The sequence below is a fragment of the Yoonia sp. genome (assembly GCF_046292185.1).
Classification (GTDB): domain Bacteria; phylum Pseudomonadota; class Alphaproteobacteria; order Rhodobacterales; family Rhodobacteraceae; genus Yoonia.
Window position 1 is genome coordinate 1 of the sequence record NZ_JBKBQY010000032.1, and the last position, 12,676, is coordinate 12,676.

Annotated in this window: 9 protein-coding genes; 2 read left to right on the forward strand and 7 right to left on the reverse strand. The window is 62.0% G+C overall.

The annotated features are described in order from the left end of the window. Nucleotides 1-425 (forward strand): ABC transporter permease subunit (locus ACK4TM_RS07900; protein WP_409699331.1); only part of this gene is annotated, 425 nt, incomplete at its 5' end. A 56-nt stretch (nucleotides 426-481) separates the two neighbouring features. Further along, complete coding sequence (locus ACK4TM_RS07905; RefSeq protein ID WP_409699334.1) at nucleotides 482-2,944, forward strand: penicillin acylase family protein; 2,463 nt, start codon at nucleotides 482-484, stop codon at nucleotides 2,942-2,944. A gap of 19 nt (nucleotides 2,945-2,963) precedes the next feature. On the opposite strand, the gene hflX is transcribed toward ACK4TM_RS07905, so the two are convergent. From hflX to ACK4TM_RS07940, 7 genes are all read right to left on the reverse strand, one after another. Continuing rightward, nucleotides 2,964-4,238 (reverse strand): GTPase HflX, encoded by a 1,275-nt coding sequence (hflX, locus tag ACK4TM_RS07910; RefSeq protein WP_409699337.1) that lies wholly within the window; start codon nucleotides 4,236-4,238, stop codon nucleotides 2,964-2,966. Nucleotides 4,239-4,240: 2 nt separating this feature from the next. Then, a complete protein-coding gene (gene hfq / locus ACK4TM_RS07915; protein ID WP_007204924.1) occupies nucleotides 4,241-4,474 on the reverse strand; it encodes an RNA chaperone Hfq in 234 nt (77 codons plus the stop codon). A 108-nt stretch (nucleotides 4,475-4,582) separates the two neighbouring features. Next, nucleotides 4,583-6,103: a TrkH family potassium uptake protein gene (locus ACK4TM_RS07920; protein ID WP_409699342.1), complete on the reverse strand. Its 1,521-nt coding sequence runs from the start codon at nucleotides 6,101-6,103 to the stop codon at nucleotides 4,583-4,585. Next, entirely contained in the window at nucleotides 6,103-7,479 is a 1,377-nt protein-coding gene (trkA, locus tag ACK4TM_RS07925; RefSeq protein ID WP_409699345.1) for a Trk system potassium transporter TrkA, read from the reverse strand. Before trkA ends, ACK4TM_RS07920 begins: the two co-directional genes overlap by 1 nt. Further along, entirely contained in the window at nucleotides 7,476-8,879 is a 1,404-nt protein-coding gene (locus tag ACK4TM_RS07930) for a sigma-54-dependent transcriptional regulator (protein WP_409699348.1), read from the reverse strand. Before ACK4TM_RS07930 ends, trkA begins: the two co-directional genes overlap by 4 nt. A gap of 7 nt (nucleotides 8,880-8,886) precedes the next feature. Continuing rightward, entirely contained in the window at nucleotides 8,887-11,055 is a 2,169-nt protein-coding gene (locus ACK4TM_RS07935) for an ATP-binding protein (RefSeq protein ID WP_409699419.1), read from the reverse strand. Between the two features lie 182 nt (nucleotides 11,056-11,237). Next, nucleotides 11,238-12,611 (reverse strand): response regulator, encoded by a 1,374-nt coding sequence (locus ACK4TM_RS07940; RefSeq protein ID WP_409699422.1) that lies wholly within the window; start codon nucleotides 12,609-12,611, stop codon nucleotides 11,238-11,240. Nucleotides 12,612-12,676: the final 65 nt, after the last annotated feature.

A 12,676-nucleotide genomic window follows, 5' to 3' on the forward strand; every position in this document is an offset into this window, starting at 1 on the left:
ACAATGAAACCGCAGCGCGCGCCATGGGCAAGGATGTCACCGCACGGCATCTGCAGATCTTCATCCTCGGCTCTGCCATCTGCGGGGTCGCCGGTGCGATGATGATCACGCTGGACGGGCAATTGACACCATCAAGCTATCAGCCGCTGCGCTATACCTTTCTCGTCTGGGTCATGGTGATCGTCGGCGGGTCCGGCAACAACTGGGGCGCGGTGCTGGGCGGTCTGCTGATCTGGTGGCTCTGGGTGCAGGTCGAACCGATGGGCCTGTTGTTGATGGATTTCGTGACCAGCGGCATGACCGATGGCAGCCCGCTCAAGACACGGTTGCTGGAATCTGCCGCCCATATGCGGCTGCTGACCATGGGCGTGCTGATGCTGATCGTGCTGCGGTTCAGCCCGCGCGGGCTGATCCCCGAACGGTGACTTGTTCTTAACCTCTGCCCTGCTAGAAGGGGCAGCAGGTGGCATGCGGGGACGTTATGGTCGTGATCTTTCGGTGGCTGGTCAGGCTGACCACGGGGCTTTTGGTGCTGATCGTGGCGGTGGCGGGGCTGGCCTATTACTTTGCCACGCGATCCCTGCCTGATTACAGCGCCAGCAATACCGTTGCGGGACTATCCGCGCCGGTAGAAATCGTGCGCGACAACGCCAATGTGCCGCATATCTTTGGCGAAAGTGATGCCGATGTGTTCTTTGGCCTTGGCTATGCCCATGCGCAGGACCGGCTGTGGCAGATGACGATGCTGCGGCGCACCGTGCAGGGGCGGCTGTCGGAACTTTTCGGCGAACGCACGCTGGAGATAGATGAGGTGCTGCGGCGTTACGACCTTTATGCCGCCGCCACGGCATCGGTCGCAGCACAGGATGACCGCACCATCCAAGCGTTGGAGGCTTATGCCGCCGGCGTCAACGCTTGGCTGGATCAGGTGAACGAAGGTGCATTGGGCCGGGGCGCACCTGAAATGTGGCTGTTCAACCATGCCATCGCGCCATGGCAACCCGCCGATTCCATCGCGATCCTGAAACTGATGGCGCTGCAACTGACGTCGAGCCTTGAAAATGAGGTGCTGCGCGCCCGTGTCTCCCTCGTCGTCAGCCCTGACCGGCTGCGCGATATCCTGCCCGATGATCCGACCAGCGGCGTCGCGGCCCTGCCCTCCTATGCATCCCTTGTGCCGGACGTGCCGGAATATACGCCCAATACGCGCATGGCCTATGACCCGCTGATGCCGGTGCCGCCACGCGCATTGGCAGGCGCATCCAATGCATGGGCCGCCAATGCGACGCGGTCCGCGACGGGGTCCACATTGATGGCGAATGACCCGCATCTGGGGCTGACAGCGCCCAGCATCTGGTTTCTGGCGCGGCTGGAATTGCAGGATGGCGGCGTGATCGGCGGCACCATCCCCGGCGTGCCGGTGATCCTGTCCGGGCGCAGTGCCGATCTGGGCTGGGGTCTGACCACCGCCAATGTCGATGATCAGGATATCTTTCTTGAACAGGTGAACCCCGACAACCCCGATGAATATCGCGGGCTGGACGGCTGGCAAAGGTTCCGCAGCCGCGATTCCATCATCAATGTCAAAGACGCACCCGCCGTCACCATCCGCCTGCGCTGGACCGAAAACGGGCCGGTGATGCCGTCCGATCAGTTCGACCTGCGGACAATCACGCCCCCCGGCCATGTCACGGCGATTGGCTGGACCGCGTTGTCAGGCGAGGATACATCAATGACCTCGGCCATGGCGCTGATGCGCGCAAAATCCGTGGATGACGCGATTGCCGCAGGCGAACTGCATATTGCCCCCGCGCAGAACATCACATTGGCCGACCGCGACCGCGTGGCGATGCAGACCATCGGCGCGATGCCTGTCCGTGACGCAAACCACCAAAGTCAGGGCCGCTATCCCAGCTTTGGCTATCTGCCGGAAAACCGCTGGCAGGGCACCTTTCCTTACGCCGACAACCCGCGTTTCGTGAACCCGGCAGGCGGGATCGTCGGCAATACCAACAATAAGATGATCGACCGCCCCTTTCCCGACCACGTATCCTTCGACTGGGGCGACACCCAGCGCGTGATCCGCTGGCGCAACCTGATGCAGGCGCGCGAGGTCCATACACGCGACAGCTTCATCGAAGCGCAGCTTGACACCGTCAGCGTCACCGCGCGCACCCTGCTGACCTTCATGGGGGCCGATCTGTGGTTCACCGGCGATGCCGCCCCCGATGGCACACCCGAACGGCGCAGGCAGGTCGCGCTGGAATTGCTGGCGGCGTGGAACGGCGAAATGAACGAACATCTGCCCGAACCGCTGATCTATGCCGCCTGGGCGCGGGCGTTTCAGGCACGGGTGATCCGCGATGAACTGGGGCCGCTGGCCTCCGAATTCACCCATCTGGACCCGGTGTTTCTGGAACGGATTTTCCGCGATGTAGACGGGGCATCCGTCTGGTGCGACGTGATCCAGTCCGCGCCGGTGGAAACCTGCACCGATATCGCCAGTCAGGCGCTGGATGACGCGCTGATCTGGATCGCCGAAAACCACGGCCCCGCGATCGAGGCTGTGCGCTGGGGCGACGCGCATGAGGCAACACATGACCACCCCGTGCTTGGCACCACGCCGATCCTGGGCTGGATCGTCAATATCCGCCAATCCACCAGCGGCGGCGACAATACATTGATGCGCGGGCGCACCCGTGGCACCGGGCCAGCGCCGTTTCAGAACGTGCATGCGGCGGGCTATCGCGGGGTCTATGATTTCGCCGATCCGGATTCATCGGTCTTCATCTCATCCACCGGACAATCGGGGCATCCGTTTTCGCGCTATTACGATAATCTGGGCGAATTATGGCGGCGCGGCGAATATATCCCGATGTCGCTGGACCCCGATCTGGCGCGCGCCGCAGCCGTCGGTGTCACCACGCTCACCCCCGCCGAATAAGCCACCGGCGGGGATGCGGTTAAAGGCGGTTGAACCGCTCTTCCTGCAGCGCGGTCCAGAATACCGTCATCCGGTATCCGTCTTCCAGTTGTTTATCCTCGGTGACGATCCCCGCCTCGAACAGCCAGGCGCGTTTGCGACCATCGGCAAAGCCCAGCGTCAGCACGGCCTCCTTGCGCGGGTCTTTCAGCTTTTCGGGAATCGCGGCCAGCAAGGCATCCATGCCTTCGCCGGTGATCGCGGAGACCGCGAACAGATCATCGGTGCGCGCGGCCTGATTGACACGGGCCTCGCGCGGTTCACCTTCCAGCAGATCGACCTTGTTCCAGACCTCGATCAGCGGCGCGCCTTCGGCGACGCCGAGTTTCTGCAGGATGGCCATGACGTCGCGCGATTGTTCTTCGGTCTGGTCGTGGCTGATATCGCGGACATGCAGGATCAGATCGGCGTCCAGCACCTCTTCCAATGTCGCGCGGAAGGCGGCGACCAGTTCGGTCGGCAGGTCCGATATGAAACCCACTGTGTCGGACATGATGATTTCATCGCCCGTCGGCAGGGTGATCTTGCGCATCGTCGGGTCCAGCGTGGCGAACAGCATGTCCTTGGCGAACACATCCGCCCCGGTCAAGCTGTTGAACAGCGTCGATTTGCCCGCATTGGTATAGCCAACCAATGCCACAATCGGGAACGGCACCTTGGCGCGTGACGCACGGTGCAGCGCGCGGGTCTTGCCGACCTTTTCCAGCTGACGGCGCAGGCGCACCAATTGGTCGTCAATCGCGCGCCTGTCCGCCTCGATCTGCGTCTCACCGGGGCCGCCCACGAAACCAAGCCCGCCGCGCTGGCGTTCAAGGTGGGTCCAGGCGCGCACCAGCCGGGTGCGCTGATAGGACAGGGCCGCCATTTCGACCTGCAACACACCTTCCGAGGTGCGGGCGCGGTCGCTGAAAATCTCCAGGATCAGCCCGGTCCGGTCCAGCAGTTTGACCCCCCAGGCCTTTTCCAGATTGCGCTGCTGGACGGGTGTTACCGGCCCATCGACCAGCACCAGTTCCACATCGGCGGCGGCAAAATTGGCCTTCAATTCCTCGATCTTGCCTTTGCCGAACAATTTGCCCGCATGCATTTTCGGCAGGCGCACGATATCGGCCCCGACCACATCAAGGTCAGGCAGGGCCGCGGCCAGCGCCACAGCCTCGGCCAATGCGGGCACGGGCGCGCGGCGCGTCTGGTCGGATTTGAGTTCCGGGTGCAGCACCCAGGCCCGTGTGACGGGCGTGTCGTGTTCTTGCAAAACTATTCTTCGCCTTCATAAAGGCTGATCGGTTGTGCGGGCATGATCGTGGAAATCGCGCTTTTATAGACCAGTTGTGATTGTCCGTCGCGGCGCAGCAGCACGCAGAAACTGTCAAACCAGGTGATCACACCCTGCAATTTCACACCATTGACCAGAAAGATCGTCACCGGCACCTTGGTCTTGCGGACGTGGTTCAGGAATGCATCCTGCAGATTTGCTTTGTCGGCGGCCATCATGACACCCTTTATTGTTCTTGCGGCCGCAGATCGGCCCCCCATATCGCATGCAGTATGTCGTGCCGGATCAGGACTTTCCAGCCCAAAACGAAACAGCCCGCCAGATCAGCGTTGCCAGATTTCGGGGTTGAACAGCGCGATAATCGCCAGCGTTTCCAGCCGGCCCAGCACCATCGCGGCGGCCAGGATCATTTTCGCCGCATCAGGCAGGTCGGCAAAGGATATCGGGCTTTCCGCCGCGACCACGGCCAGCGGCCCGGTGGTGGACAGCGCCGCCACCGACAGGACCATAGAGGTTTCGAACGTCACCCCAGTCAGCGACAACAGCACCATCACCCCCGCCAGGCTCAGCGCGAACAGCATGAAGAACACCCAGGAGATATAGGCGCCCTGTTTGCGGATCCGCCGCGCCTCGCGCCCGCCACCGCCCACGGATGAGGGCGACAGCAGCCGTTCCTGTTCGCGTTCCAGATGCCGGAACAGCGCATAGATCCGCAGCAGTTTCACACCCCCCGCCGTGGTCGCCACGCCGCCACCGATCAACGCCAGACCGATCAGGAACAGGCCCGGCGTGCTGAGCAGCGACCAATCCGTCGCCTGATCCCAATACCGCGATTCAAACCCGGTGGTGGTCAGAAACGACGTGACGGTGAACAACCCGCCCCAAAGTGCGGTCAGCATCTGTATGACGCTGGCCGGGGCCAGATCCTCGGGCGCCAGCACGAAATGGCGCAGGAACAGCACCCCGGTGACAAGCCCGCTCAGCACGATGGCGGTGATGAATTCGGGGTCGCGCCACAATACCCGGTCGCGTTCACCCGCCAGACCGCGCGAAAACGTCAGCCGCGACAGCGCAAAGACGAAAAAGGCAAAGACCAGCACTTCGCCGGTGACCCCCGATGAAGCGGCATAAAGCCCGCCCACCGGCGTGATCCCCGATGTGGACAGCACCGCCATCGCATGAGACAGCGCGACAAAGGCACTGTCGCCCGCGGTCATCAGCCCGATCCACAACGCCAGAGTCAGCCCCATATAGACCGGCGTCAGCGCCAGCGTATAGCGGATCAACCGTTCCGACGGGTCCGTGACGGCCCCGATCTGGGTAAAGGTGCTGGTGGTGCCCTTGCCGACGGCGGCGGTGGCGCGCACCTCGAACCCACCCAGATTCATCGGGGCAAAGATCGAAACGGCGGTGATCCAGACCAGCAGACCGCCCAGCCAACCCACCGTAGACCGCCACAGGTGCTGGGACTGGGTCAGCCGGTCCGCAGTGTCGTAAACGCTTGCCCCGGTGGTGGTAAAGCTCGACACCATTTCAAACCAAGCGTTAAGAAAGCTCTGGGCCTGGATCGCCTCGTAAAACGGGATCGCGAACATGATCGGCAGCACGCTGAAGGCGGCCAGCAACCCGGTCAACTGGCTGCGCGCCACGTTGCCGGGTGCGTAATTCGACATGGTCAAAGCGATCAGCAGGGTCAGCACGGAAAACAGGATGCATCCGTAAAAAAACACCCGCATCGTGTTGAAATCCTGCACAGCAGCGGCATGGGCCGCCGGCACCAGCATCGCCACGGCGCCCAGCCCCATCAGCACCACGAAAAACGGAAGGCGAATGATCCACTGCATCAGAAAAAGTCGATCGAGACCTGCAACAGCCGTTCCACCTCTGGCACATCCGGGGTCATGGCGAAAATCGCGATCACATCGCCTTCTTCGATGCGGGTTTCGGCGGTCGGGCGGATCACCTTGCCTTCCTTGGTCATGGCCCCGATCAGCACGCCTTCGGGGAAATCCACATCCTTGATCTTCTGGCCCGCGATGGGGGACGTGCCCAGCACCTGCGCCTCGATCACCTCGGCCTCGGCATCGCCGATGGAATAAACGCCGCGCACCCGGCCATGCCGGATATGGCGCAGGATGGATGACACGGTGACGGATCTGGGATTGATATAGGCGTCGATATCCAACGGCCCCATCAGCGGCACCAACGTCGGGTCATTGACCAGACAGATCGCCATGGAACAGCCCATTTCCTTGGCCCGGACAGAGGCAAGAAGGTTGGTTTTATCGTCATCCGTCACCGCCAGCACCGCATCGGCATTGGCGATCCCCGCCTCGTCCAGCAGCGCGACATCCAGCCCGTCACCATGCAGCACGATGGTCCGGTCCAGCGTATCGGCGGCGCGTTCGGCGGCGATGCGGTCTTTCTCGATCACCCGCACCCGGACGCGATCCGTGCGCGCCTCCAGCGCGGCGGCGACGCCAAGCCCGACATTGCCGCCACCGATGATGACGATCCGTTCCTGTTTCGACTGGGTCTTGCCAAAGATTTCCAACGTGCGGTTCAGGTCCTGGGTGTGGGTGAACAGATAACAGGCATCGCCCGCGAAAATCTGATCGCCCGCCGATGGCACGAACAGGACACCATCGCGCCTGATCCCCACGACGATGGCGCGCAGGGTGGAAAACAGATCGGTCAATTGCCGCAGCGGCGTGTTGATGACCGGGCAATCATCCTCGATCGTGATGCCCAGCAATTGCGCGCGCCCGTCAAGGAAGCTTTCGGTGTCAAAGGCCGCAGGGGCGGCCAGCCGTTGTAGCGCGGCCTCGGCCACTTCGCGTTCGGGCGAGATCACGACATCGATGGGCAGGTGGTCGCGGCGGTAAAGATCGGAATAAGACGGGTCCAGATAGGTCTGCGCGCGCAGCCGCGCGATCTTGCGCTGTACGGCGAAAACCGAATGGGCGACCTGACAGGTGACCATATTCACCTCGTCCGAATAGGTCGCGGCGATGATCATATCGGCGTCGCGCGCCCCGGCCCGTTCCAGCACGTCAGGATGGCTGGCAAACCCCGCCACCCCCTGCACATCCAGACTGTCCGTCGCCCGGCGCACCAGTTCGGGATTGTTGTCCACGACGGTGACATCGTTGTTTTCGCCCGACAGGTGGCGCGCGATCTGCCAGCCGACCTGACCCGCGCCACAGATGATGACTTTCATTCAGCGGCACCTTCGATATAGGCGACGCGCCCGCCCGATTTGGCGGATGTCACCACGCCCAAAGATTTCAGCTTGCGGTGCAGCGCGGACCGTTCCATCCCCACGAAAGACGCCGTGCGGCTGATATTGCCGCCGAAACGGTTGATCTGGGTCAGCAGATATTCGCGTTCGAACAATTCACGCGCCTCGCGCAACGGCAGGGTGGCAAGGCCGCCCGCCAGCACGATCCGGCTGTTGTCGTCGGTGTTTTCCTCGGTCGAGGGCAGTTCGCGCGCCAGAATATCGCCGCGGCTGTCGCCCAGGATCAGCACCCGTTCCATCACGTTCTTGAGCTGGCGGACATTGCCCGGCCAATGCATCGTCTGCAAAAGCGCGCGCGCATCATCGGCCAGTTTGCGCAACGGCAACCCCTGCACCGAATTGAAAAGCGAGATGAAATGTTCCGCCAGCACCGGAATATCCTCACGCCGCTCATCCAGCGCAGGCACGGCGATGGGAACGACATTCAGCCGGTGAAACAATTCCTCGCGGAACACGCCCGCAGCGATGGCTGCCGACAGATCGCGGTTGGTACTGGAAATCACCCGGAGATCGACCTGCACCTTGTCATTGCCGCCGACCCGCTGGAACCGTTGATCCACCAGCACGCGCAGGATTTTCGACTGCGTGCCCAAGGGCATATCTGCCACTTCGTCGAAATAAATCACCCCGCCATTGGCCTCTTCCAGCAGGCCGGGTTCGATACCGCGCCCCGCGTCCTCACGGCCGAACAGCACCTCTTCCATCCTATCCGGCGCGATGGATGCGGAACTGACCGTGATAAAAGGCGCCGCCGCACGCGCCGAATTGGCATGGATATACCGCGCAGCAATTTCCTTGCCCGATCCCGCAGGCCCGGTCAGCATCACGCGGCCATTGGATTTCGTCACCTTATCAAGCTGCGATTTCAGCGTGCGGAACGACGCGCTTTCCCCGATCATCTCTGCGCTGACGCTTTCGCCACGTTTGAGTTCGCTGTTTTCGCGGCGCAGGCGCGATGTTTCCATCGCCCGCCGGATCACGACCAGCAATTGATCGATATTGAACGGCTTTTCGATGAAATCATAGGCGCCCTGCTTGATCGCCGCGACCGCAATTTCGATATTGCCATGGCCGGAAATGATGACAATCGGCACCTCGGGGTGGTCGCGCTTCACCGCCTTGAGGATATCGATCCCGTCCATGCTGCTGTCTTTCAGCCAGATATCAAGGATCATCAGCGCCGGCGTTTCCGTGGCGATCTGCGCCATGCATTCATCGGATGTGCCCGCCAGCCGCGTGGTAAAGCCTTCGTCGCGCAAAATATCAGAGATCAGTTCCCGGATATCGCGTTCATCGTCGGTAATCAGGATATCGCCCATATCGTCCTCATGCTGGTATTTTTGCTTTTTGGTCTCGCGCCACCACCGCCGGTAGCTGAATCACGGCCTGCGCGCCGGCATGGCTCTGGCCGTCGAAAACCGCGGCATCGGTCAGGGTCAGGCTGCCGCCATGTTCCTCGATGATCTTTTTGACGATGGGCAGGCCAAGGCCGGTGCCCTTGTCGCGCGTCGTGACATAGGGTTCAAACAGCCGCGCGCGGTCTTCCGGCAGGCCGATGCCATTGTCGGAAATGGTGATCATGGCGCGGCTGTCGTCGCGGCTCATCGCGATGCGGATTTCCGGTTTGAACCCTTCTGTGCCATGCCGTTCGATATAGGTTTCCGTGGCTTCGCCCGCGTTCTTGATCAGGTTCAGCAGCGCCTGACTGATCATCGTCGCATCCATATCCGCCAGCACCGGATCATCCGGCAGGTCAGAGGTGATGCGCACCTGCGGCTGGCCCGCGCGTTGCAGGGCGACGGCATCGGACACGACCTTGGTCAGGTCATTCAGCACCAGCACCGGTTCGGGCATCCGGGCGAACTTGGAAAATTCATCAACAATGCGGCGCAAATCATTGGTTTGGCGGATAATCACATCGGTCATCTGATCCAATGCATCAACATCATCGCCCACCTGTTTGCGAAACTTGCGTTTTATCCGCTCCGCCGACAATTGGATCGGGGTCAGCGGGTTCTTGATCTCATGTGCGATGCGGCGCGCGACATCGCCCCAGGCGGCCATGCGCTGCGCACTGACCAGATCGGTGACATCGTCAAAGGCCACAACATAACCTTCCAGCGCGCCCCCTTCGGTGCGGCGCGGCGACATGCGGACCAGCAGGCTTTCCTGTGTGCCCTTGCGGATCAGATTGACCTGCCCCTGCACGCTGTCATGCCCGGACTGGCGGACCTCATCGAACAGGGTGGCGAATTCCGGCACCGCGACGGTCAGCGACGTATCGGCGGGGGCATCACCCACCGACAGCAACCGCCCGGCAGAGGGGTTTACAAAGGTCACACGCCCATCGGCATCCAGCCCGACGACACCCGATGTGACCGAACTGAGCACGGAATCGAACAGCCGCCTGCGCCGTTCGGACATGCGGTTGCTTTCCAGCAATGCCTCGCGCTGGCCATGCAACTGGCCGGTCATCTGGTTGAAATAATGGCCCAGTTGCGAAATTTCATCATCGCCGTCATCCTCGATCACGCGGACATCCAGATCGCCGGACCCCACCCGCTGCGACGCCGACACCAGCCGCCCGACCGGACGCGACAGACGTTCTGCAAACCACAGCCCGCCCCAGATCGCCCCCAGGATCAGGATCAGCGCGAAACCCAGATAAAGCAGGCCGAACTGGAACAGCATCCGGCCCCGGTCGCTGGCAAGTTGTTCATATTGCTGCACGGTTTCGGTGGTTTCATCCAGCAGGGCCAGCACATTGCCGTCAACCGCGCGGGTGACATATAAAAACCGGTCGGGAAAGGTTTCCAACGGCAACAGCGCGCGGAATTCATTCGATGCCGCATCTTCGATGATCAGCAGACGTTCATTGCGGGCGCGGATGAAATCCTCTGCACTAGGCTGTTCATAGTGAAAATCGTAAGACCCGACCGCCCGCGCGGCAATCGTGCCGGCGCTGTCGATCACGAATGCCTCACTCAGCCCGCGGTCGATCTGGCCCTGCACCTCGGCCAGCGCCAGCCGCAGATCGCCGTCATCCATGAACAGATCGCGCGCGCGTTCGCGGTTCAGATAGGCGGCAAGGCCCTGCGCATCGCGGGTCAGGTCCTGGATATGTTCCTCTTCATAGGCCTGCGCCGTGGTCAGCGACGTGCGCAGCACATTGCCCACAGGTTCCGAGAACAACCCGTCCAGCGCCACCGACAGCAAAAGCACCGAAAAAACCGCCACCAGCACGGTGGGGATCAGCGCAAAGACCGCAAAGACGCTGGTCAGCCGCAGATGCAGCCGCGATCCGGCAGATTTGGCACGCCGCGCCGCGATCATCCGCGCGACCAGCCGCATCACCAGCGCCATGACGATCAGCACATAGATCAGGTCAACCAGCAGCACCAATTGCAGTTGCGGCGATGACGTGCCCTGCCCCAGCGGCCCGACCACGATATAGGTCAGTGCCGCCAGCACGGGTGCCACGACGACCAGGGTCATGGTCAACGCATTTTGCACATGGCGCTGGCGGAACCAGCGGCCAAGGCGGGTAAAATCCAGTTTCAGCAGGGAACGCTGCACGCGTGCGCCTTGTCATCAATGTGGGGTCGCCCCCAGGTTACCGCTATCTTCATGGCCCAGATTACAGTCTGACGCAGATGGGCCACGGTTCTGTTGCGGTTTTACATCAATTTGCGGCGGCGTGTCACGCGGATATCAAGGTCTGTGATCTTCTTGCGCAAAGTATTGCGGTTGATCCCCAGAAGGTCCGCACATTTCGCCTGATTCCCGCCCGAGGCATCCAGCGCGATTTCGATCAGCGGTCCTTCGACCTCTTTCAGGATACGGTTGTACAGGCCCGGTGGCGGCAGCACCCCGCCATGCAGGTCAAAATAACGCCGCAGGTGTTTGCCGACGCTCGCCGACAGTTTCTCACCTTCACCGCCGGACCGCAAAGGTTCGATCGCGGGCTGGTTGCCCAGCACCATTTCGACCTCCTGGCGGGTGATCTCTTCTTCGGCGGCGGTGAATACCAACCGGCGCACGGCGTTTTCCAACTGGCGCACATTGCCCGGCCAGCTATAGGCGCGCACCATGTCCAGCGCCGCCGGGCCAAAGCGGCGCGCCGGTGCGCCATCGCGTTCCGCGCGGGCCAGAAAATGTTCCGCCAACAGCGGGATATCATCGACACGTTCACGCAGGGACGGCACCGCGACGGTGACACCGCCCAGACGATAGAACAGATCCTCGCGGAACTTGCCTTCCTCCATCCGCGCCATCAGGTCCGATTGCGATGTCGCCATGATCCGCGGCGCGTTATCGCCCAAGGTATCAAGCATCCGCACGATCCGGCCCTGATCACTATCGGACAGATCACTGACCTCATCGAACAGGATCGTGCCGCCGCGCGCGCGGCTCAGGATCGTGGACGGCCCGTCCATCCCTTCCAGATCAGTGGCAGAGACGGTGATGAAAGGCAGGCTGCGCCGGTCGGAGAAATCATGCACGGCACGCGCGATCAGCGATTTTCCGGTCCCGCTTTCGCCGGTGATCAGCACCGGCAATTGCGTGTTCATCACCCGCGCGACAAGGCGGTACAACGCCTGCATCACCCCCGTGCGCCCGACCAGCGGCAGATCACCGGCCTGTTCGCTGGCATTAATGTCCGGGCTGCGCACCGGGCCCGCGCGGCGCTTGGTTTCCAGCGCACGCGCGGCGCGTTTCATCAGATCGGGCAGATCGAAAGGTTTGGGCAGGTAATCATAGGCATCGGCTTCGGCCGCCTGAATCGCGGTCATGATCGTATTCTGCGCTGATATCACGATCACCGGCAGGCCGGGGCGCAGCGCGGCAATCTTGGGCAATTGTTCCAACCCGTTGCCATCGGGCATGATCACGTCGGAGATTACCAGATCGCCCTTGCCCTCATCCACCCAGCGCATCAGCGTGACCAGCGATGATGTGGCATGCACCTTGCAACCCGCCCGCGTCAGCGCCTGTGTCAGGACGGTGCGGATCGTACGGTCGTCATCGGCTACCAGAATTGTCCCGTCCATCATGTTTCTCCTGTGTTGTTCTTATGCGCGGCGCCGCCCGTCACCTGCATCTTGATGCAGGCCAC

What these genes read in the sequence shown, in the direction of transcription:
- ACK4TM_RS07905 (WP_409699334.1), top strand. Translation starts at nt 482, where the DNA reads ATGGTCGTGATCTTTCGGTGGCTGGTCAGGCTGACCACGGGGCTTTTG.
- trkA (WP_409699345.1), bottom strand. Translation starts at nt 7,479, where the DNA reads ATGAAAGTCATCATCTGTGGCGCGGGTCAGGTCGGCTGGCAGATCGCG.
- ACK4TM_RS07935 (WP_409699419.1), bottom strand. Translation starts at nt 11,055, where the DNA reads ATGACCCTGGTCGTCGTGGCACCCGTGCTGGCGGCACTGACCTATATC.
- hfq (WP_007204924.1), bottom strand. Translation starts at nt 4,474, where the DNA reads ATGGCCGCCGACAAAGCAAATCTGCAGGATGCATTCCTGAACCACGTC.
- ACK4TM_RS07930 (WP_409699348.1), bottom strand. Translation starts at nt 8,879, where the DNA reads ATGGGCGATATCCTGATTACCGACGATGAACGCGATATCCGGGAACTG.
- ACK4TM_RS07940 (WP_409699422.1), bottom strand. Translation starts at nt 12,611, where the DNA reads ATGGACGGGACAATTCTGGTAGCCGATGACGACCGTACGATCCGCACC.
- ACK4TM_RS07920 (WP_409699342.1), bottom strand. Translation starts at nt 6,103, where the DNA reads ATGCAGTGGATCATTCGCCTTCCGTTTTTCGTGGTGCTGATGGGGCTG.